Source organism: Bacillus sp. EB V-12 (genome assembly GCF_056158125.1).
Genome location: NZ_JBUXJL010000001.1, coordinates 948135 through 969302 on the forward strand (window position 1 = coordinate 948135; position 21168 = coordinate 969302).

23 protein-coding genes are annotated in these 21168 nt (G+C 35.0%); 18 read left to right on the forward strand and 5 right to left on the reverse strand.

From position 1 onward, the window contains the following. Positions 1 to 15: 15 nt before the first annotated feature. The 13 genes from phnC (at position 16) to ACZDYH_RS05040 (ending at position 13364) form a co-directional block, all read left to right on the forward strand. Positions 16 to 789, forward strand: coding sequence for a phosphonate ABC transporter ATP-binding protein (gene phnC, locus ACZDYH_RS04980; protein WP_000569245.1), 774 nt, complete (start codon positions 16 to 18; stop codon positions 787 to 789). Further along, positions 786 to 1580 carry a phosphonate ABC transporter, permease protein PhnE gene (gene phnE, locus ACZDYH_RS04985; RefSeq protein ID WP_001000763.1) on the forward strand — a complete coding sequence of 265 codons (795 nt, stop codon included), beginning with the start codon at positions 786 to 788 and terminating at the stop codon, positions 1578 to 1580. The genes phnC and phnE (ACZDYH_RS04985) overlap by 4 nt, the downstream gene beginning before the upstream one ends. Then, a complete protein-coding gene (phnE, locus tag ACZDYH_RS04990; protein ID WP_000047893.1) occupies positions 1580 to 2383 on the forward strand; it encodes a phosphonate ABC transporter, permease protein PhnE in 804 nt (267 codons plus the stop codon). Before phnE (ACZDYH_RS04985) ends, phnE (ACZDYH_RS04990) begins: the two co-directional genes overlap by 1 nt. Before the next feature lie 296 nt (positions 2384 to 2679). Continuing rightward, complete coding sequence (tkt, locus tag ACZDYH_RS04995; protein ID WP_434712577.1) at positions 2680 to 4680, forward strand: transketolase; 2001 nt, start codon at positions 2680 to 2682, stop codon at positions 4678 to 4680. Positions 4681 to 4836: 156 nt separating this feature from the next. Continuing rightward, entirely contained in the window at positions 4837 to 5277 is a 441-nt protein-coding gene (gene sirA / locus ACZDYH_RS05000) for a sporulation inhibitor of replication protein SirA (protein ID WP_000860645.1), read from the forward strand. A gap of 78 nt (positions 5278 to 5355) precedes the next feature. Beyond that, on the forward strand, positions 5356 to 5577 hold the full coding sequence (locus ACZDYH_RS05005; RefSeq protein ID WP_001123317.1) for a YneF family protein: 222 nt from the start codon (positions 5356 to 5358) through the stop codon (positions 5575 to 5577). Between the two features lie 122 nt (positions 5578 to 5699). Continuing rightward, positions 5700 to 7451, forward strand: coding sequence for an ABC transporter ATP-binding protein (locus ACZDYH_RS05010; protein WP_006920021.1), 1752 nt, complete (start codon positions 5700 to 5702; stop codon positions 7449 to 7451). Beyond that, positions 7451 to 9214, forward strand: coding sequence for an ABC transporter ATP-binding protein (locus tag ACZDYH_RS05015; RefSeq protein WP_006920020.1), 1764 nt, complete (start codon positions 7451 to 7453; stop codon positions 9212 to 9214). The genes ACZDYH_RS05010 and ACZDYH_RS05015 overlap by 1 nt, the downstream gene beginning before the upstream one ends. Before the next feature lie 130 nt (positions 9215 to 9344). Beyond that, positions 9345 to 10391 (forward strand): GH25 family lysozyme, encoded by a 1047-nt coding sequence (locus tag ACZDYH_RS05020; protein ID WP_044306944.1) that lies wholly within the window; start codon positions 9345 to 9347, stop codon positions 10389 to 10391. Positions 10392 to 10532: 141 nt separating this feature from the next. Then, positions 10533 to 11552 (forward strand): NERD domain-containing protein, encoded by a 1020-nt coding sequence (locus ACZDYH_RS05025; RefSeq protein ID WP_434712574.1) that lies wholly within the window; start codon positions 10533 to 10535, stop codon positions 11550 to 11552. A 23-nt stretch (positions 11553 to 11575) separates the two neighbouring features. Next, positions 11576 to 12124, forward strand: a complete 549-nt coding sequence (locus tag ACZDYH_RS05030; RefSeq protein WP_098906050.1) for a hypothetical protein — start codon at positions 11576 to 11578, stop codon at positions 12122 to 12124. Positions 12125 to 12363: 239 nt separating this feature from the next. Next, entirely contained in the window at positions 12364 to 12510 is a 147-nt protein-coding gene (locus tag ACZDYH_RS05035; RefSeq protein ID WP_000644411.1) for a BC1881 family protein, read from the forward strand. Between the two features lie 98 nt (positions 12511 to 12608). Next, a complete protein-coding gene (locus ACZDYH_RS05040; RefSeq protein WP_000974659.1) occupies positions 12609 to 13364 on the forward strand; it encodes a sulfite exporter TauE/SafE family protein in 756 nt (251 codons plus the stop codon). A 361-nt stretch (positions 13365 to 13725) separates the two neighbouring features. On the opposite strand, the gene ACZDYH_RS05045 is transcribed toward ACZDYH_RS05040, so the two are convergent. Beyond that, positions 13726 to 13932: a DUF3903 domain-containing protein gene (locus tag ACZDYH_RS05045; protein WP_000625222.1), complete on the reverse strand. Its 207-nt coding sequence runs from the start codon at positions 13930 to 13932 to the stop codon at positions 13726 to 13728. 141 nt (positions 13933 to 14073) lie between these two features. Here ACZDYH_RS05045 and ACZDYH_RS05050 point away from each other — a divergent pair, with 141 nt between their 5' ends. Next, complete coding sequence (locus tag ACZDYH_RS05050; protein WP_000442982.1) at positions 14074 to 14487, forward strand: NUDIX hydrolase; 414 nt, start codon at positions 14074 to 14076, stop codon at positions 14485 to 14487. Between the two features lie 12 nt (positions 14488 to 14499). Here ACZDYH_RS05050 and ACZDYH_RS05055 read toward each other — a convergent pair whose 3' ends face one another. Next, complete coding sequence (locus tag ACZDYH_RS05055; RefSeq protein ID WP_000578954.1) at positions 14500 to 15177, reverse strand: LrgB family protein; 678 nt, start codon at positions 15175 to 15177, stop codon at positions 14500 to 14502. After that, on the reverse strand, positions 15174 to 15539 hold the full coding sequence (locus tag ACZDYH_RS05060) for a CidA/LrgA family holin-like protein (RefSeq protein ID WP_000872365.1): 366 nt from the start codon (positions 15537 to 15539) through the stop codon (positions 15174 to 15176). Before ACZDYH_RS05060 ends, ACZDYH_RS05055 begins: the two co-directional genes overlap by 4 nt. Before the next feature lie 153 nt (positions 15540 to 15692). Between ACZDYH_RS05060 and alsR the strand changes: the two genes are divergently transcribed. Continuing rightward, positions 15693 to 16592, forward strand: a complete 900-nt coding sequence (alsR, locus tag ACZDYH_RS05065; RefSeq protein WP_000423234.1) for an acetoin biosynthesis transcriptional regulator AlsR — start codon at positions 15693 to 15695, stop codon at positions 16590 to 16592. 93 nt (positions 16593 to 16685) lie between these two features. Here the strand turns inward: alsR and ACZDYH_RS05070 are convergent, their stop codons facing one another. Next, complete coding sequence (locus tag ACZDYH_RS05070; RefSeq protein WP_001220599.1) at positions 16686 to 17285, reverse strand: hypothetical protein; 600 nt, start codon at positions 17283 to 17285, stop codon at positions 16686 to 16688. Positions 17286 to 17454: 169 nt separating this feature from the next. Between ACZDYH_RS05070 and ACZDYH_RS05075 the strand changes: the two genes are divergently transcribed. From ACZDYH_RS05075 to ACZDYH_RS05085, 3 genes are all read left to right on the forward strand, one after another. Beyond that, the gene (locus tag ACZDYH_RS05075) at positions 17455 to 18030 is read left to right on the forward strand and encodes an FtsX-like permease family protein (RefSeq protein WP_000050608.1); all 576 of its coding nucleotides are present in this window, start codon (positions 17455 to 17457) and stop codon (positions 18028 to 18030) included. Between the two features lie 90 nt (positions 18031 to 18120). Then, complete coding sequence (locus tag ACZDYH_RS05080; protein WP_000180622.1) at positions 18121 to 19032, forward strand: ABC transporter ATP-binding protein; 912 nt, start codon at positions 18121 to 18123, stop codon at positions 19030 to 19032. Further along, complete coding sequence (locus tag ACZDYH_RS05085; RefSeq protein ID WP_000482759.1) at positions 19025 to 19969, forward strand: ABC transporter permease; 945 nt, start codon at positions 19025 to 19027, stop codon at positions 19967 to 19969. Before ACZDYH_RS05080 ends, ACZDYH_RS05085 begins: the two co-directional genes overlap by 8 nt. Before the next feature lie 47 nt (positions 19970 to 20016). Here ACZDYH_RS05085 and ACZDYH_RS05090 read toward each other — a convergent pair whose 3' ends face one another. After that, a complete protein-coding gene (locus ACZDYH_RS05090; RefSeq protein WP_000253675.1) occupies positions 20017 to 21162 on the reverse strand; it encodes a M20 peptidase aminoacylase family protein in 1146 nt (381 codons plus the stop codon). Positions 21163 to 21168 lie beyond the last annotated feature (6 nt).

Here is a 21168-nt window from a genome sequence, read left to right on the forward strand (position 1 = left end):
AGGTAGGTAAGATGTGTGATAGAATTTCGAAATGTCTCCAAAGTGTATCCAAATGGTACAAAAGGATTGAATAATATAAACTTGAAAATTCAAAAAGGTGAGTTTGTTGTAATGGTAGGGCTGTCCGGAGCTGGAAAGTCTACACTTCTAAAATCGGTAAATCGTCTTCATGAGATTACAGAAGGCGAAATCATGATTGAATGTGAGTCTATTACTGCTGCAAAAGGAAAAGATTTACGACGTATGCGCCGGGATATTGGTATGATCTTTCAAAGTTTTAACCTTGTAAAGCGATCAACAGTATTGAAGAATGTATTAGCTGGCCGTGTTGGATATCATTCGACATTGCGTACAACGTTAGGTTTGTTTCCGAAAGAGGATGTGGAGCTCGCATTTCAAGCGTTAAAAAGAGTGAATATTTTAGAAAAAGCATATGCACGTGCTGATGAATTATCAGGAGGACAACAACAACGTGTATCGATAGCTAGAGCATTGGCGCAAGAAGCAAAAATCATATTGGCAGATGAACCTGTTGCGTCGTTAGATCCGCTAACAACAAAGCAAGTATTAGATGATTTAAAGAAAATTAATGAAGATTTTGGAATTACAACAATTGTAAACTTACATTCTATTGCTTTAGCTAGGCAATATGCGACGCGTATTATTGGATTACATGCAGGCGAAATTGTTTTTGATGGTTTAGTAGAAGCAGCAACGGATGAAAAGTTTGCTGAAATTTATGGTGACGTAGCACAGAAAAGTGAATTGTTAGAGGTGGCAGTTAAATGAATGATGTGACGATATATTCGAAGTCGATACCGAAGCCGCCGAGTAAGTTAAAACATATGTTAACGTTTATTCTATTCATTTTACTGTTGTGGGGAAGTAGTATACAGGTCGACGCATCATTTTCAAAGCTAGTAGTTGGTTTTCCTAATATAATGGATTTGTTAAAAGAAATGGTGCCGCCAGATTGGAGTTATTTTCAAGTTATTACAACAGCAATGTTAGATACAATACGTATGGCGATTATTGGGACGACTTTAGGAGCGATTTTAGCTATTCCACTTGCACTGTTTGCGGCAAGTAATGTGTTTACTAGTACATTTTTATACAGTCCAGCTCGATTGATTTTAAATTTTATTCGAACGATACCAGATTTATTATTAGCGGCAATTTTCGTAGCTATTTTTGGAATAGGACCACTTCCGGGTATTTTAGCTCTTACTTTTTTCTCAATTGGGCTCGTGGCGAAATTGTTGTATGAATCAATTGAATCAATTGACCCTGGCCCACTAGAAGCGATGACAGCTGTAGGGGCTAATAAGGTGCAATGGATTGTTTATGGAGTCATTCCACAAGTAAAAGCACACTTTGTTTCCTATGTACTATATACATTTGAGGTGAATGTACGGGCAGCGGCTGTCCTAGGTTTAGTAGGAGCAGGTGGTATTGGACTATATTATGATCGTACACTTGGATTTTTACAATATCAACAAACTGCATCTATTATCATCTATACTCTTGTTGTTGTATTGGTAATTGATTATGTAAGTACATTGTTGCGGGAGAAATTATAATGAGTAAAACGACGATAATCGTACCAAAACCGAAGAAACCGAGTGTGTATCGCTCGTTTATTTTTATAGCACTTACATTTGTTTATATATGGGCTTTTTCAGGAGTACCGCTAGAGGGAATAAAGGAAACGGCGGGAGAAATTACAAAAGCAATTATGACAGGGATATTGAGTCCAGACTGGTCGTATGTATCTTTGCCAGATGGTGAAGATTTATTACATGGATTAATTGATACGTTGGCAATTGCGATATTAGGTACATTTATTTCTGCATTTTTATCTGTTCCGTTTGCCTTTTGGGCGGCAACGAATATGAGTAGTGGAAAATTAACTTCAGGATCTGGGAAAATTGTACTTAGTTTTGTTCGTACGTTTCCTGAATTAGTTATGGCTCTTTTATTTATAAAAGCTGTTGGTCCAGGCTCTTTTGCAGGAGTATTAGCCTTAGGATTGCATTCTATTGGAATGTTAGGAAAACTATATTCAGAAGGAATTGAAAACATAGATAAAGGACCGACGGAAGCGTTACTAGCAACAGGAGCAAATCGTTTTCAAATACTTTGGTATGCGGTGTTACCGCAAGTGTTACCAGATTTTCTATCGTATACGTTATACAGATTTGAAATTAATGTACGATCCGCTGCAATTTTAGGGGTTATTGGAGCAGGAGGGATTGGTACACCTTTAATTTTTGCGCTGAGTTCACGGAATTGGTCTCGTGTTGGTATTATTTTATTAGGTATTATTTTAATGGTAATTATAATTGATTTGATTTCAAGCTCGATTCGGAAACGGATTGTTTAACTTATTTGAAAAGCATCGAAGTTAGATGCTTTTTTATGTTTTTAAAAACTTATTTAAAAAAGTAAGTATAGAAGGAATTTGTATAAATATACAGATAATTACCTTTCTTTTTAAAATAAAAATAATGAAAAAGTATGTCATATTGAATGCCCATACATTCCCGGAAACATTGATTTTTTTATAAAAAATCAAAAAAATATCAACATATTTGTCGATACATGTTGTATAATCTTGCGTGGGAAGCTATCATATAAATGTATAAAACGTTTACTAATATAAGCGAAGGGAAGAATAGCATGTCACATTCAATCGAACAACTTTCTATCAACACGATTCGCACATTATCCATCGATGCGATTGAAAAAGCAAACTCTGGTCACCCAGGAATGCCAATGGGTGCAGCACCAATGGCTTATACATTATGGACTCAATTTATGAAACACAATCCAAATAACCCAACGTGGTTTAACCGTGATCGTTTCGTATTATCTGCAGGTCATGGTTCAATGTTATTATACAGTCTACTTCACCTATCTGGTTATGATGTAACAATGGATGACTTAAAGAACTTCCGTCAATGGGGAAGCAAAACTCCAGGACATCCTGAGTACGGTCATACAGCTGGTGTAGATGCAACGACTGGTCCACTTGGACAAGGTATTGCAACTGCTGTAGGTATGGCAATGGCTGAAAGACATTTAGCTGCTAAATATAACCGTGATGCGTATAATGTAGTAGATCATTATACATACGCTATTTGTGGTGATGGAGATTTAATGGAGGGCGTTTCTGCTGAAGCATCTTCATTAGCTGCTCATTTACAATTAGGTCGTCTTGTTGTGCTTTACGATTCAAACGATATTTCATTAGATGGCGATTTAAATCGTTCATTCTCTGAAAGTGTAGAAGATCGTTACAAAGCATACGGATGGCAAGTAATCCGTGTTGAGGATGGAAACGATATTGAAGCAATCGCGAAAGCAATTGAAGAAGCGAAAGCTGACGAAAAACGCCCAACGCTAATTGAAGTAAGAACGACAATTGGTTTCGGTTCTCCAAACAAATCAGGAAAATCAGCTTCACATGGTTCTCCACTTGGTGTAGAAGAAACAAAATTAACGAAAGAAGCATATGCTTGGACTGCTGAGCGAGACTTCCACGTAGCAGAAGAAGTATATGACAACTTCCGTAAAACAGTACAAGATGTTGGTGAAACTGCGCAAGCTGAGTGGAACACGATGCTAGGTGAATATGCACAAGCATACCCAGAATTAGCAAACGAATTCCAAGCAGCAATGAACGGTCAACTTCCAGAAGGTTGGGAGCAAAACTTACCGACTTATGAATTAGGATCAAAAGCAGCAACTCGTAATTCTTCTGGTGCTGTAATTAATGCAATTGCAGAGTCTGTACCATCATTCTTCGGTGGATCTGCTGACCTTGCTGGTTCTAACAAAACATACATGAATAACGAAAAAGACTTTACAAGAGATGATTACAGCGGTAAAAACATTTGGTACGGTGTACGTGAGTTCGCAATGGGTGCAGCAATGAACGGTATTGCACTACATGGTGGTTTAAAAACTTACGGTGGTACGTTCTTCGTATTCTCTGATTACTTACGTCCAGCAATTCGCCTTGCAGCATTAATGCAATTGCCAGTAACGTATGTATTCACACATGACAGTATCGCTGTTGGTGAAGATGGTCCAACACATGAACCAATCGAGCAATTAGCAGCGCTTCGTGCAATGCCAAACGTTTCTGTTATTCGTCCTGCTGATGGTAACGAATCTGTTGCAGCTTGGAGACTAGCTTTAGAATCTACAAATAAACCAACTGCTTTAGTATTAACTCGTCAAGACCTTCCAACATTAGAAGGTGCAAAAGATGATACGTATGAAAAAGTAGCAAAAGGTGCATATGTAGTTTCTGCAAGCAAGAAAGAAACGGCTGATGTAATCTTACTTGCAACTGGATCTGAAGTAAGCCTAGCTGTTGAAGCTCAAAAAGCATTAGCAGTAGACGGCGTTGACGCAGCTGTTGTCAGCATGCCATCTATGGATCGCTTCGAAGCTCAAACTGCAGAGTACAAAGAATCTGTATTACCAAAAGCAGTAACAAAACGTTTCGCAATCGAAATGGGTGCTACATTCGGATGGCACCGTTACGTAGGTCTTGAAGGAGATGTGTTAGGTATCGATACATTCGGTGCTTCTGCTCCTGGTGAGAAGATTATGGAAGAGTATGGATTTACTGTAGAGAACGTTGTTCGTAAAGTAAAAGAAATGCTTTAATGATTTCAGAAAAATCTCTCCGGCATGGAGAGGTTTTTCTATGTAAATGAGTTTTTTCGACAGAAAAAGTTTTTTATCTCTCCGCAGTCAGACAATCATTGCAAATTTTCTTATATATAATGAAGAGAAAAGGTTGTCCAGATTGGGAGTGGAAAAATGAAAACGTATGAATTGTATTTAATTCAAGAGGATATTGCGAAAGCTTATTTTGGTCGTGAATATTTGTTTTTTGATTTATTTGCTCGATTTTCAGAATCTGGGTCCCTTTCGGAGAAAAAAGTGTTATATAAGCAAATGATGTATATAACGATGCCATTGCAAGTAATGAAAATTCATCATAAATTAGAACAAGCTTTGCGCGTTCTTGGTAAATATGATAGAACACATCATACACATACACTTTATACGGGAGCGGAGTACGGCGAAATAATGGTGAAACCGCACTATATTCGTATGAATACCTCTGGAAATGTCTCTATGGAAACGACGTTCTTTGAGGTGTTAAGAAAGTGTGAATTAACATTTTTAGCTATGGATTATGAAAATACAAAGTACGGATGGCTGAATCCTCTAAAACAAGTACGAACATATGTGTAAAAAATGTCGAATTGTATCTTGTCTTATTGAAAAGGTTTTAGTACACTGTAAGGTAGACAACATGAAGGAGGAAAATATATGCCAATTTGGTTAGGTATTCTAGTGGGCGTAGTAGCACTAGTAGCAGGCGTGGCGTTAGGATTTTTCATTGCCCGCAAATACATGATGAATTACTTACAAAAAAATCCACCAATTAACGAACAAATGTTAAAAATGATGATGATGCAAATGGGACAAAAACCTTCCCAAAAGAAAATCAATCAAATGATGAGCGCAATGAACAAGCAACAAATGAAATAAGCGCTAAAAGACACTCGCTAAGAGTGTCTTTCTTTTTGTTAGTTATAGTTTTTAAAACTTTTAAAAATTCTGTATTTTTGGTAAACTGAAAACATCGCTCATTTTAAGGGAGGAGGAAAAAAATGAAAGTGTTTATGAATTTAGCATGGTTTTTTAAACAAGAAAAACGAGCGTACATAACTGGAATTATTTTATTGTTTGGCGTTGCACTTTTAGAACTTGTAGCACCAAAAGTAATTGGAATCGTTGTAGATGAAATTAATGATGGAACATTGACGACCGATAAGTTACTAAAATGGGTTGTACTATTAGTAATTGTAGGTATTACGATGTACATATTACGTTACATATGGCGTATTATGATTTTCGGGTCTTCATTAAAATTAGCTCGCCAATTACGAAAAAATTTGTATGAACATTTTACAAAGATGAGTCCATCTTTCTATCAGTCAAATCGAACAGGTGATTTAATGGCACATGCGACCAATGATATTCAAGCGATCCAGCAAACTGCTGGAGCAGGTGTTTTGACGCTTGTTGACTCATTAGCTGTCGGAGGATGTGTACTCGTAGCGATGGGTTTTACAATTAGTTGGAAGTTAACATTATTAAGTTTAATTCCAATGCCGATTGTAGCTATTTCGACAAATTATTATGGAACTTTATTACATAAAAGGTTTCATAAAGCACAGCAATCGTTTTCGGAAATCAATGATAAAGTGCAAGAGAGTATGAGTGGAATGAAAGTGATTCGCTCGCTTGGACAAGAGAAAGAAGATTTACAGGCGTTTCGAAGAAAATCAGAAGATGTTGTACATAAAAATGTGTTAGTTGCACGTATTGATTCGTTATTTGATCCGACAATCTCTCTTATCGTTGGATTTTCTTTTTTAATCGCAGTATGTTACGGATCAGTATTAGTTGTAAGAGGTGAATTAACAGTAGGTGATCTCGTTACATTTACGACATATTTAGGTACCCTCGTTTGGCCAATGTTAGCGTTTGGATGGTTATTCAATATTATGGAGCGTGGGCGTGCTTCATATGACCGTGTAGAAAAAATTCTTTCACAAAAATCAGATGTAGTAAATAGCGAAAATGCTGTACATACAATAGCGAGCGGTAATGTTTCGTTTGCCGTTGATTCATTTTCGTATAAGAAAAATGAATTGTTACATTTAAACGATATTCACTTTGATTTGAAGAAGGGCGAAACGCTAGGAGTTGTAGGACGTACAGGCGCAGGGAAAACGACTTTATTAAAATGTTTAATCCGTGAGTATGATCATTTTAATGGTGAATTAAAAATTGGGGAGCGAGATATTCGAGATATAACACTTCATGGTGTCCGTTCTGCCATTTCATACGTGCCGCAAGATCATTTTTTATTTTCAGCAAGTATTGGTGAGAATATTGCCTTTGGAAAGGCGGATGCTACATATAATGAAATTACCAAAGCTGCAGAGATTGCTTGTATTCATAATGACATCCTCCAATTTTCAGAAGGATATGAAACAGTAGTAGGGGAAAGAGGTGTTTCGTTATCTGGTGGTCAAAAACAGCGAATCTCTATTGCTCGTGCTTTATTAACAAATGCTGAAATTTTAATTTTGGATGATTGTTTATCAGCGGTAGATGCAAAAACAGAAGAGACGATTTTAAGTGCCTTAAAGAGGGAGAGAGCAGGGAAAACGACGATTATTACTGCACACCGATTAAGTGCAATTCAGCATGCCAATCTTATTCTTGTTGTTGATGAAGGTAGAATTGTACAAAGAGGTACACATGAGGAATTAATGAAGGAAAACGGCTGGTATAAGGAAATGTATGAAAGCCAGCAATTAGAAGCTTTAGTCGAGAAAGGAGGCGTATGATGGTAGAGAAGAAGCGAAGTGATTTAAGTAGATTGCTTTCCTATATGAAGCCATATAAAGGGTTACTATCTTTAGCATTTATCTTTTTAGTTGGTGCGACAGTAACGGAAATGATGGGTCCTTTTTTAATTAAACAATTCCTCGATGAACACCTAGTACCGCGGGATTTTGAACGATCAGCGCTCGTTACTTTATTTGTAATTTACATAGTTGCTCATTTATTAAAAGTACTATTTACGTATTTAAATCTATTGTACTTTCAGAACATTGCTTTTAAGATTGTTCAAGATATGCGAGTTGAAGTATATGAACATGTTCAAAAGCTGTCATTAAGTTTCTTTGATCGTACGCCGATTGGTACACTTGTATCGCGTATAACAAATGATACGGAAGCGATTAAAGATTTTTATGTCAGTGTATTATCAACATTTGTAAAAAATGTAGTCTTTTTAGTAGGTATTTTAGTAGCGATGTTTTTATTAGATGTAAAATTAGCGCTATTTTCTCTCGTATTAATTCCGATAATGTTTGCGATTATGGTATTATATCGCCGGAAAAGTGCAGCTTTTTATTTAGAAGTACGTAATCAACTAAGCGTGTTAAATGCAAAGTTGAACGAGTCCATACAAGGAATGAATATTGTTCAAGTGTTCAGACAAGAAAAACGTATGAGAAAAGAGTTTGAAGAAGTGAATAATAAACATTATAGTGCAGGGCGACGTACTTTGAAGTTAGACGCATTACTTTTACGACCAGCTACGGATTTAGTACATATTGTAGCTATTGCGTTAGTACTAGGTTTATTTGGGATTGATGCTTTAAAGAGTCCTGTTGAAGTAGGAGTTTTATATGCTTTTGTTAACTATATACATCGTTTCTTCCAACCTGTAAATGAGATGATGATGAAATTGTCCTTCTTCCAACAGGCACTTGTTTCGTCATCACGTGTATTTCATTTAATGGACGAGAAAGATTTAGCACCGGTTCAAAAAGGCAATGAGAATCCTCAAATCGTGGATGGAGATATTGAATTTAAAAATGTTACTTTTTCATATGATGGAAAGCGTGACGTTTTAAAAAATGTATCATTTCACGTGAAACAAGGGCAAACGGTTGCTTTTGTTGGGCATACTGGTAGCGGAAAAAGTACGATTATGAATTTGTTAATGCGATTTTATAATATTAAGTCAGGAAATATTGTAATAGACGGTGTAGATTTAGAAAAATTTGAAGAACGAGAAATTAGAAAGAAAATAGGACTCGTATTGCAAGATGCATTTTTATTTGCTGGAAATGTAAAGCAAAATATTCGTATGTATAATGAAGAAATTACGGATGAAGAAGTAAAAGAAGCTGCTCGATTTGTGCAAGCGAATACGTTTATTGAAAAGTTACCAAAACAGTATGAAACAGAAGTAGTAGAAAGAGGTGCAGCATTTTCAAGCGGTCAACGACAATTAATTGCTTTTGCTAGAACGATAGCAACGAATCCGAAAGTATTAGTATTAGATGAAGCAACAGCTAATATCGATACAGAAACAGAAGAGGCTATTCAAACAGCGTTGCAACAAATGCGAAAAGGTAGAACGACGATAGCCATTGCGCATAGGTTATCTACAATTCAAGATGCGGATCAAATTTTTGTGATGCATGATGGAGAGATAATAGAGAGAGGGACACATCAAGAATTATTAAGTGAGCAAGGTTTGTATTATAATATGTATTTGCTACAAAATAAAGTGAGTTTGCAAAAGGCCTTGTAATACAAGGTCTTTTTTATTTTGTATACAAAATATGTTTACTCTTTGTTTCTATAGCATAAATGTCGTGTCCTCTTATGAAACTTGTACATATTGTATGTATACGAAGTAAAAAAATGATAGGAGATTTTATATGCAAAACAGATCAAGTTCAAATGTTACGTTTATTGATGTGTCTCATTGGGAAGGGAATATTGATTGGAATGCAGTGAAGGCATCTGGAATTCCAGCAGCGTATGCAAAAGCGACAGAAGGTGTAAACTACATTGATCCTACTTTTACTAAGAATGTACAAGCAGCACGAAATGCGAATGTATTAATTGGTGCATACCATTTTGCACGCCCAGAACAAAATGATGCAATTTCAGAGGCAAAATATTTTGTGAGTATATTACAAAATAACCAGACAGACTTAATGCCAGTTCTGGATTTAGAATCACCAACAGATCCGAGTAACAGTAATTTAACTGGTAACGCTATATCGAATTGGGCAAGAAGTTTCATAAATTATGTGAAACAGGCTACTGGAAAAGATGTAATGTTATATACAGGAGTTTGGTATATTAATGAGTTCGGAATTAGCGGATTAAGTGATATACCGCTTTGGATTGCTAAATACTCGAGTACACCGCCTGCTGATGCTGGTGGATGGACAGCGTGGACAGCGTGGCAGTACACAGATTCTGGACAAATTTCAGGCGTAGGAAATTGTGATGTATCAGCTGCAGTTTCATTAGAAGCTTTAAAAGGGAATGGAGCAAGTGGTGGAGGTAATGTTTCCCCGCCTAATAATGCAACTCCAGTGTACGGGGTTGCTATAATTAATGGAGATCATGTGAATTTGAGAAGTGGACCATCTTTGCAGTCTAGTGTAATTCGCCAATTGAATCGTGGCGAAACATATGAAGTTTGGGGAGAACAAGATGGATGGCTTTGTTTAGGGACAAATCAGTGGGTATATAATGATCCGAGTTATATTCAGTATAAACATTATGTGGCGACTATTACTGGTGATAATGTAAATTTGCGTGATGCTCCATCATTAAATGGAAATGTTATAAGACAGTTACATCATGGTGAATCGTATCGAGTATGGAGCAAGCAAGATGGATGGCTTTGCTTAGGGACAAATCAATGGATATACTACGATCCAAGTTATATTCAGTATGGTGTACAATAGAGTGAAAATAAAAGGTGCCCCGTCAGAGGTGCCTTTTATTAAAAATATACAACTTTTACAAAGTCTATATCGAAACCATAGTATACTATAATAGATATATTTATAAAAAAATAATCGAAAATGAAATAAAGGGGTAAAAATATGAATTATGTGCTAATAGGTGCGGTTTTAATATTATTAGCTGTAGTATTTGTGCTGTTTTATAAAAATAAACAGTTAGAATCAGAGAGTCAGCAAGTAGAATTTGAAAAGAAACAAGCGATTGAAACGTATAAAAATGAAATTGCAGCTACGGTGATAGAGCATAAAGAACAACAAAATAATTTAAAAAATATGGAACAGAAAAAATACAATGATTTACAAGTAAGTGCAAATAGAGAAATTGAAAATATGCGTATGATGAAAAATCAATTAGCTGTGCAGCATAGTAAAGAACGTAGTGAAATGCAAAACAAACATAATAACGAAATACATATGTTTCAAAAACTAATTGCAAATCTACGAGAATATACTAAAAACGGCGCTGAAATGAATACGTACGAAACATTACATTATATGAAACGAGGATTCATAGAGCAAGGCACCATATTAGATGCTGAAATTCAAATCATGCCGAATGTTTTTATTAAAAATAATAGTGAAATAAACGATAATCGAATCCATCATCTCATCTTGTGCAAAACTGGTATTTATCTACTTGAGACGAAAGAATGGGAAGAGAAATTAATTCATGGTTTAACGAAAGAAAATGCGGGTATATATTCATTTATGATTGATGAAATGGGTAAGTATCAACAAGAAGTTGAAAAAGAAGAGACATTTGAATATATAGTAGGTAAAGATTCGTCAACTATACAAGTGAAAAATGAAGGGAATCCAGTATATAGGGCGAAGAAACTATCTCAAATTTTATACAGTGGTTTGAAAGAAATGCAGGCTAATAGTATAAAAGAAAAAGTAAAACCAGTTGTATATTTTTATAATAAAGATGGAAAAGAAATAGTAGACCTTTCTAGTGAGGAAACACCTAGATTAAAAGATCGGGAGCAAATTGTAACGTTCTTTAGAAATGAAATATTAGCAGGGGAAGTAGTATATACAGTGCAAGAATTAGAACAGATTCAAGAAATGATTAGCCGGATGAATTATATAGTGAGTTAAAAGGGGAGATCTTTCTGAACGCTATGCTACGTGGCATTTTGTATGTCTCTTTTTGTTTATATATAGTAATGTACATTGTATTTATATTCGTCATTGATATGGTCCATATACCCTTAAGTGTAAGGAGCATTTTTGTAGTATTCATACCATTTGTTTTATTAGTCATGATTCAAAGGGCTATTTTATATGTTTCTAAAAATCGTAATGAAGAAAAGAAGCAAATGTTGGGGGGGTTAATAGTAGCACTCATACCATTAATAGTGTGCAATGTACAACTAAGTGTAAATGAATATACATCAAAGTTTAATCAAAATAGATGGTTAAATCATGCAGATAAGCGGGTACATATGGTAGATGATCTATTACAAAAATATAAATTAATAGGGAAATCAAATGAAGAAATTACACAATTGTTAGGAGCCCCAACGGAAACGAGAAGTGGGGAAGAAGGAGTTATCACTTTGTATTATCTTGGGACTGAACGTGGCTTTATTCCAATAGATAGCGAACAGCTTATTTTACAATTTGATAGAGATGGTAAAGTCATGGAATATACGGTGCATAAAGATTAAAGAAACGTGGAGGGAAGCTATATGTTATAGCTTCTTTTTTATTTTTCAATATGTCAAGGAAGGGGGAGAAGGTTTTTGAGTGGAATAAGGAATGAAAGCGGAGGTGATGCATATATATAGATGCATTGGGCGATTATTCGCCCGATTGGTGAGGGTTAATAATCAATAAGTACGGACAAAAACCCCACTGATGAAAGTTTCACTTTATCATATTGTATAAATGAAAAGGAGGTAAGACGGTGAAAGCAATCCCGACTGATGTCCTGAGTAAAGAATTGATGGAAAGAGAAGGAGTTATATCTATTACAGTAAAGGAATTTGAAAAAATAGAAGTAGCTGGAGTAGTAGTAGCTGGTCCAGCGGTTATTTTGATTAATCAAGATTAAGTACATATCATTGAAATAAAAAGCATCCATCTAGGATGCTTTTTATTTGTATGTAAGGATAAATATGATGGATAATTGTGTTACTGGAGGGAAAGTCTGTGGCAATTATTATAACAATGTTAGTAATGGGTATTTTATTAGGATTTGTTGGAGCTGGAGGAGCTGGGTTTATTATCGCGATACTCACTTTAGTATTTCATATTCCTATTCATGTTGCTCTTGCAACATCTTTAACTGCAATGGCGTTTACGACATTATCAGGTGTTGTCAGTCATTACCGTGAAGGTAATGTAGCACTTATTATAGGCGGGATTGTTGGGGGATTTGGCGCAATTGGCTCTTATATTGGTTCTAAATTTGGTTCACTTATACCAGCACATCTTCTTCATTGGTTTACAGCTGGGATGTTATTTTTATCGGCGATTTTTATGTTTATTAAATTAATTATGTTCCAAAACAAAGAACAGTCATCTTTATATAAGCATAAAGAGTTTTCCATGAACTACTTGTTGAAATGTATATGCCTTGGATTAGTTACTGGAATGATGGCTGGTTCATTTGGGATTGGTTCTGCACCGTTTATTCAGCTTGGATTAATGGTTCTATTGGGATTAACGATTCAGCAATCTGTAGGGACAACAATGCTTGTTATATTACCGATTGCAATTGGAGGCGGTCTAGGATATAGTTCGGAAGGATATTTAGATTATATATTGTTATTGCAAGTATTAATTGGGACCATGTTAGGGGCATATATTGGCGCGAAGTTTACAAATTATGCACCGCGAATGCTTTTGAGGTTTTCGATGATTATGACACCGGTTTTAGCTGGATGTATGCTATTGATGGAATAAGGTGAAATTATAATAAGTAGGGGGTTACTGCTTACAAATAGCGGGATAAAATTAATATAGCAAACTATTAATATATTTTACGAATGAATTATGTAGGTAATTCATATTTCCCATATAAAAGGATTTGTTTTAATATTATGAGTGTAAAGTTCGAGTATTCGAAGTACTACTTGAATTATATCCCTATCCCTTTTCTAAAAATGCGAACAAGTTTTGCCCTATTCTATTCAATAGTTAATTGCATAGAAATATATTGTTCGATGACCATTATGGAACGTACATAATGGGAAAATCCCGATCCTTAAAGAGGATGCCCCTAATCTTCATGTGAAAATATGATCGGATAAGAAAGCTGACCAATTTATGGTCGGCTTTCTTTTTGTTCAAAAACAATTTTTTCTTTAATTTCTGTTTGTAATAATACAGTTTTTCCGAAGCGACGTTTGCATTCCGCACGCACTTTTTCAATGGCTAGTAGCTGAGTAGTCGCGGGAACTGTGACAATAGCTTGGCGAGCCTTTCGATTTTCTTCACAAAAGACACATTCCACAACATAATTAGAAATCATATTTTCATCCTTCCAGTTTTAATTTCTAAAAAGGATTGTCTATGAAGTTGATGTAATTTTTCGTCATTGTTTTATTATTTTCCTCTTTTTTTCAAGGGGAAAATAAAAAAGAGGGCGAATTTTAGTAGGGGAGGGATGTTTATGGAGAGATGGATAGGTAGTGCAGCGGTATGTGTAAATGAAAGAAATGAAGTTTTAATGGTACTGCAGGGCAAAGAGGGAGAAGAAAAAAGATGGTCTGTCCCAAGTGGAGGACTTGAAAAGGGAGAGACACTAGAAGAATGTTGTATCAGGGAAGTTTGGGAAGAAACAGGTTACAATGTGGAAGTGGTAAATAAAATATATGAAAAAGAGGGTATTACATACGGTGTTCCAGTGTATGTCCATTATTATTTTGTTAAACAAATAGGCGGTAATATGAAAATCCAAGATCCTGATGAGTTAATACATGAAATTGCTTGGAAAGGGATACATGAAGTTGAACAATTGTGTTTAGCTTTTCCAGAGGATTATGAATTGCTGTGCCAATATATAGATAAAGAAGCGAGTATGTAAATACTTGCTTCTTTAATGTATCCAAGACAAGAAAAGCGGAACGATAACTAAACTAGCGCCTGCTGTTAAAAGCATGGATAAACTTGCAATTGTTCCTTCCACAGGACCGATTTCGAATGCTTTTGATGTACCGGTTCCATTTGCGCTCGTTCCTAACATAATACCTTTTGCGATTGCTGTTTTAATACGGCAAATACGTATGAGAGAAGGACCGAGCAATGCTCCTGTTAAGGCAGTTAAAACGACAAATACAGCAGTTAATTGTGACATACCACCAATCATTTCTGAAATAGCCATTGCGATTGGTGTTGTTACGATATGTGGCGCTAAACTATGTTCTAGTGATGAATCAATTTGAAAATAATTTGCTAGTAGTGCTGAAGTAATGACTGATAAAAACGAACCGACAATGACATTAAGTAAGATAGCCATTCCATGTTTCTTTAATAAATCAAAATATTTATAGATTGGCCATGCAAAAGCAACTGTTGCGGGCTTTAATAATTCAGTTAACCAGTGACCACCAGATTCATATGTTTCATAAGGTGTATCTAATCCGAGCAATAAAGCAATTAAAATAATGGGACAGACGAGAAGAGGAGAAAGTAGACTCCAATTCCAACGTTGATACATTTTTTTTGATATCCAATATGTGAATAGTGTTAATAGTAAACAAAGAAATCCGATCATTGCGTTGATCCTTTCCGCTTTAGTAGCAATTCTGTTAAAAGTCCTGTAACTAAGGTAACGCAAAGAGTGCTAATCATAATAATTAAAATGAGATCGATTCCATATTGTGTTAGTGTATCTCTGTAACGTATGACAGCGACTGCAGAAGGGATGAAAAATAAAATAAGTTCTTTTAATAAAAAATCTGCTCCGTCCTGTATCCATTCTTTTTTAACTAGGTTAAATTTTAATGAAATTAATAATAAAAAAATACCGATTATACTTCCTGGAACTGGGAGGTGTGCCTGTTTTGCAATCCATTCACCTGTCCAAGCGAAACAAAATAGTAATAAAATTTGTCCGCTTAACTTCCACCATTTCATACAGTAACCACCTCTTTCTTTTTTTACATAAAAATTGTAAAAAAGAATTAACAATTTCTACTATACGTTCATTCAAAATATTTGTCTAATATATAAATTATATGTTATTAATATATTAGACATATTAATCGAAAGTGAAAAGGGTGTCCAAAAATGGAATTACGGCATTTGCAATATTTTGTTGTTGTGGCAGAAGAGTTACACTTTGGACGGGCAGCTGCTCGTTTACAAATGACACAACCACCACTTAGTCAACAAATACAGCAATTAGAAAAAGAAATGGGAGTTACATTATTTTCAAGAACGAAAAGAAAGGTTGAACTAACAGAAGCAGGAGAAATGTTTTTAAAAGAAGTAAAAAAAGCGTTTGAACAAATTGAAAAAGCAGTAGAAGTTGCACAAAGTGCGCAAAGGGGAGAAGTAGGATCACTTTCAATTGGTTTTGTAGGTGCGGCGATATATGATATTTTACCATCAATTGTTAGGGAATATAGAAAGAAATTTCCGAGAGTGTCTGTTGCATTACATGAATTGTCAACACCAGATCAAGTTCATGCACTTCATGATAACCGTATTGATATTGGCTTTTTACGTCCACCAATTCCAACACAATTATTAGAATTAGAGCCAATTCAAAGGTTATCTTGCACCTTATGTTTACCAAAGGCACATCCACTTGCAGAGAAAGATGAAATACATATAGAAGATTTACGAGATGAGCCGTTTGTATTTATTACGAGACCAGTATGGCCAGCTTTGTATGATACAATTTTATCTCTTTGCAGAGAAGTTGGATTTAGTCCACGTATTGTACAAGAAGCAACAGAGTATCAAACAGTTATGGGGCTTGTAGCAGCAGGGATTGGAATTACAGTAATACCCGTATCGGCAAATAAGTTATATAAAACAGAAGTTGTATATAAAGAATTATATGATTCTAATTTTGTGGCAGAAATGTCAGTGGCTTACAAAAAAATGAATAGTAATCCAGAGCTACTAGAGTTTTTAAAAATTGCAAGAGAGAAGAAAAGAATAGAAGTAGAAGATGAGTAATAGTAGTAACAGAAAATGGAGTTAATTCAGATTTATAAAAGTACACCTTGTTAAACAATAAAGCGGAAATGCAACTTAAGTTGCATTTCCGCTTTATTGTTCTTTTTTTAGCTCGATACTAAATAGATAAACGTGTTCATTTTCTTTTAAGAGTAAATCAATACCTTTGTCTTCGTCAATTGTAGGGACGCTTACAGTTTCTTTACTTGTTTGGATTACAGCAGCTAAAATTGTTTTTTGATTGTATTTTAAATTTTTTATAGATTGGATTGTAGTAGTTGCGGAGCTATTTACGCTTGTTGGTGCTTCTTCATGAACAAGCGTTGAATCACCTTCAATATTCATATACCACTGCCTTTTTTCTTGTATATCTTTATCGAATTGGAAATGTGGTGGTAAAAAAGAAAGCTTTACTTTCTTTTTTGAAAAATGTGAGGTAGCTATATTAGCAATTTCTTTTGTTTTTTTACCATTGTTATAATAATCAATTGTAGCATTTATTTCATCTTTATCATGTTTAAGCGTAACGTTATAAAACATGCTATTTCCTTCTTGAAAAGGAGTCATTTGTAAAATAGAAGCTTGCTCTTTTGTTAATTTGTATGGCTCAACAATGGCAACTTCATTGTTTTTTATTTGGCTACAACTTGGGAGTAATAATAAACACAAGATTGATAGTAATTTTATACGCATACAATCTCCTCCTTTTTACAATTATATTCTAAATGTGATTTTTTATCATTTCGTTTTCTAGGACTAAAGACTTAGAAGAAATTCCGATTGTAGTGCGATGTTTAAAATGTCATATTTTTATACACTAGTAGTATAGAATGCGTATGTAATAAGGTAGGGGAAGAATTTTATGTCTTTATGTAGGTTAGCGAGAAAAAATATTAGAACATTTGCTACCAAAAGGATAAAACAATTTATGTGGATTGCTATGAGTACTATGATTTTGTTTTTTATGATATCGCTACAATTTAATGAAGTAGTTGCTGGGGAATTAGGGACTACGCTTTTATTTCAAATGTGTTTTTACACGTTGTTTATCGTAGTCATTTTCATATGTACGTTTATTACATATAAAATGACTTATTCTCTTCTGCAAGTGAGGAAAGAAGAAGTTAAATCTTATGTAGCAGAGAATAGGAAGAGAAATGATGTACTATGTTTATTATGTCAGGAGCAATTATTCCTTTATGGAGCAGCGTTTGTTTTTGGATTAGTTAATGGGATGTTATTTTTAAAATTATTTACGATTATCTTTATAAGAATAGCAGGAATACAAGGGATAAATAGTGCACCGATTACAATATATGCAATAGTAGTAGTGAGTATAATTATGATTGTTATCCTTCTATTATCGATGGTGCAATGTTTTCGATTTGTTCAAAGTTTACAAGATAAAAATTCGTTGCATTTCAAGAAAAAGGCATGAGAAATCATGCCTTTTTCCATTTTACACATAAAAATAATCATGTTACAGTGAAAAGACCTGACAAAGAATGGGAAGGAAAGGTTGTATAGAATGACAAATGAACAATCAATTGTAAAAGTCGATCGGTTAACGAAGCGAATCGGATCAAAGACACTTGTACAAAATATTAGTTTTGAAGTGAAAAAAGGCGAGGTTGTCGGTTTACTCGGACCAAACGGTGCTGGAAAAACGACTTTAATGAGAATGATGGTTGGTATGATTCGTATGACAGAAGGTGAAGTATGGATTGATGGTCAATCTGTGAAACAGCAATTCGAAAAAACAGCTGCGAAAATTGGAGCGGTAATTGAGACACCTGAATTTTATCCTTTTTTGAGCGGCTATGAAAATTTAACATATTTCGGACGAATGAATGGTAATGTGACCGAAGAACGTATCGATGAAGTAGTGAAATTGTTAGGGATGGGACAAGTAATTGATCGCAAAGTAAAAGCGTATTCCCTCGGCATGAGACAACGTTTAGGAATCGCTCAGGCACTTATTCACGATCCAGACGTGTTGATACTAGATGAACCGACAAATGGATTAGACCCTAGTGGAATACATGAAATGAGAATGTACATAAAAAAAATTGCACATGAACAAGGAAAAGCTGTACTTGTATCAAGTCACTTACTTTCAGAAGTTGAATTAATGTGTGACAGAGTTATCATTATTCAGCACGGGGAATATGTGGCTACGCAAAATATTCAGCATAGCCAAAGCGAAGAGATGGAGACGATCCGTATACGTGTAGATGATGCGAATAAAGCAGCAGAAATATTAGGGCATGATGTTTTAGTAAAAGATAATGAATTACTTATTAATGTAAAAGATGAAGAAATCCCAAATGTTATTCGTACATTGCTTGAGAAAAATATTCAAGTGTATCGTGTATATGAAGAAAGAAAAACGTTAGAAGAGCAATTTTTAGAATTAACAGGGGGAAAAGATATTGTTTAATTTAGTATATAACGAACTGTATAAAATATTTAAGCGGAAGCGAACGATTATTCCATTTGCAGTTATTGCAGTATTAATAATCGGATTAGGATGGGTTACGGTAAAGTATTTTGAACCGGAAACAAAAGGATGGAAAGTAGATTATACAGAACGAACTGTAGAAATTGAGAAAAAGCTTGGCATGAAAAAAGAAGCTATTTTAGCAGAAAAATCAGGGGATGAGCTTGTAAAAGAATACCAGCTTAAGATGAAGCATTTAGATACGGATACAGCACCGGCAAGCAGTTCTCCACTTTCTTTCATGAGAGATACAGGTTTTATCGTATTTCCAATTTTGCTCCCATTTATCCTCGTGTATGCAAGTACAATTTTTGCGAATGAATATAGCTGGGGAACATATAAATTTTTAACGATACGACCAGCGAGTCGCTTTAAAATTTTAACAGCAAAATTTTTAGCAATCGTTATATTTGCAGCTTTATTATTTATATTTAATATGATCTTCTCCGCTTTATGTGGACTTGTTATTTATAAATTCCAACAGCCTGCATGGAGTGAGTTTATTTTCCAAGATGGAAATATAATAAAACAAAACATTTTTGTAGAAGCAAGTAAATATTATGTTTTATCGTGGTTACCAACGGTTGTGTACGCATCGTTTGCATTTATGATTTCTGTGTTAACGAGATCTAGTGGAGGTGCAATTGGTATTTCACTATTCCTTGCTTTATCAGGCAATATTGCGTTATTAGCAGCCACTAGATATAACTGGGCGAAATATTTATTGCCAGCAAACACAGATTTATATAGTATTTCAAAGAACGGAAGTTTTATTGATGGAGTAACATTCCCGTTTGCATCATGTATGTTGCTACTTTATTTGTTCGTATTTTTATGTATTTCATATACTGTGTTTTTAAAACGTGATTTAACTTAATAAGAAAAGCCGTTCAGGGTGCTGAGATGCACTTTGAACGGCTTTTTTTATGAGAATTGTTTAAGTGCTCTTTCGGCTAGTAAAGCAAAGTATTCTGCACTTATAGGCAGTGCCTCTTCATTAATTGTAAAAGCAGGATGATGCCATTCATGTGTACCGCTCGTTCCCATAAAGACGAATGAACCTGGTATTTCCTGTTGGTAAAATGAGAAATCTTCTCCAGCCATTGATAGACTAGGCGAGATGATATTAAGATTCATCTTTGTGGCAACTTGAGTAGATAAGTCTGTAAGAGCTTTATCGTTGTGAACAGCAGGAGGACCTGAATAAAAACGGAATTTCGTTTTTACACCTAATGCATCAGATACACCTTTAATAATACGCTCCATGAGTGCTGGAATCTTTTCACGTGTTTCAGCTTGGAACGTGCGAATCGTTCCTTCTAACGTAGCTTTTTCAGGAATCACGTTCCACGTATTTCCTGCGTGAATATTTGTAACACTAACAACCGCATTATGAGATGAACTTATATTTCGGCTTACAATTGTTTGCAGTGCCATCACAATTTGAGAGGATGCGACAATAGGATCTACGCCAGCATCTGGTACAGCCGCGTGTGTACCAACTCCGTGAATTTCAATTTCAAATCGATCAACTCCAGCCATCAGTGGACCATCTTTAATGCCAATTGTACCTACTGGTAAATCAGGTTTATTATGCATGCCGAAAATCGCTTGCACATTACGTAAATGTCCAGCATCAATAACTTTGCAAGCGCCATTACTACTTTCTTCAGCTGGTTGGAATATGAAGCGAACCGTTCCATTTAGGGAAGATTCTCTTTCTTTTAATAAGAAAGCAGTACCTAAAATGGCAGCTGTATGAAAATCGTGTCCACAAGCATGCATTTTCCCTCGTACTTTAGATGCATAGGACAAATGTGTTTCTTCTTGAATAGGAAGGGCATCAATATCAGCACGAACTGCTACAATTGGTCCGTTTTTATTACCAGACACTTCAGCGATAATTCCTGTTTCTAAATTGGAGTCAATAATAGTAATGTTTTTTTCTTCTAACCAATTTTTTATTGCTTTTGTTGTTTCGAACTCTTCATATGATAGTTCTGGATACTCATGTAAATGTCGACGGATGGAAATAAGTTTTTCTTTTAGTTGATTTGAAATAGATACCATGTAGTA

Coding starts and splice junctions, on each gene's coding strand:
- ACZDYH_RS05005 (WP_001123317.1), top strand. CDS start 5,356: ATGCCAATTTGGTTAGGTATTCTAGTGGGCGTAGTAGCACTAGTAGCA.
- ACZDYH_RS05055 (WP_000578954.1), bottom strand. CDS start 15,177: ATGATCGGATTTCTTTGTTTACTATTAACACTATTCACATATTGGATA.
- ACZDYH_RS05050 (WP_000442982.1), top strand. CDS start 14,074: ATGGAGAGATGGATAGGTAGTGCAGCGGTATGTGTAAATGAAAGAAAT.
- ACZDYH_RS05025 (WP_434712574.1), top strand. CDS start 10,533: ATGAATTATGTGCTAATAGGTGCGGTTTTAATATTATTAGCTGTAGTA.
- ACZDYH_RS05060 (WP_000872365.1), bottom strand. CDS start 15,539: ATGAAATGGTGGAAGTTAAGCGGACAAATTTTATTACTATTTTGTTTC.
- ACZDYH_RS05030 (WP_098906050.1), top strand. CDS start 11,576: ATGCTACGTGGCATTTTGTATGTCTCTTTTTGTTTATATATAGTAATG.
- ACZDYH_RS05045 (WP_000625222.1), bottom strand. CDS start 13,932: ATGATTTCTAATTATGTTGTGGAATGTGTCTTTTGTGAAGAAAATCGA.
- sirA (WP_000860645.1), top strand. CDS start 4,837: ATGAAAACGTATGAATTGTATTTAATTCAAGAGGATATTGCGAAAGCT.
- tkt (WP_434712577.1), top strand. CDS start 2,680: ATGTCACATTCAATCGAACAACTTTCTATCAACACGATTCGCACATTA.
- ACZDYH_RS05010 (WP_006920021.1), top strand. CDS start 5,700: ATGAAAGTGTTTATGAATTTAGCATGGTTTTTTAAACAAGAAAAACGA.
- ACZDYH_RS05070 (WP_001220599.1), bottom strand. CDS start 17,285: ATGCGTATAAAATTACTATCAATCTTGTGTTTATTATTACTCCCAAGT.
- phnE (WP_001000763.1), top strand. CDS start 786: ATGAATGATGTGACGATATATTCGAAGTCGATACCGAAGCCGCCGAGT.
- ACZDYH_RS05080 (WP_000180622.1), top strand. CDS start 18,121: ATGACAAATGAACAATCAATTGTAAAAGTCGATCGGTTAACGAAGCGA.
- ACZDYH_RS05020 (WP_044306944.1), top strand. CDS start 9,345: ATGCAAAACAGATCAAGTTCAAATGTTACGTTTATTGATGTGTCTCAT.
- alsR (WP_000423234.1), top strand. CDS start 15,693: ATGGAATTACGGCATTTGCAATATTTTGTTGTTGTGGCAGAAGAGTTA.
- ACZDYH_RS05090 (WP_000253675.1), bottom strand. CDS start 21,162: ATGGTATCTATTTCAAATCAACTAAAAGAAAAACTTATTTCCATCCGT.
- ACZDYH_RS05075 (WP_000050608.1), top strand. CDS start 17,455: ATGTCTTTATGTAGGTTAGCGAGAAAAAATATTAGAACATTTGCTACC.
- phnE (WP_000047893.1), top strand. CDS start 1,580: ATGAGTAAAACGACGATAATCGTACCAAAACCGAAGAAACCGAGTGTG.
- ACZDYH_RS05015 (WP_006920020.1), top strand. CDS start 7,451: ATGGTAGAGAAGAAGCGAAGTGATTTAAGTAGATTGCTTTCCTATATG.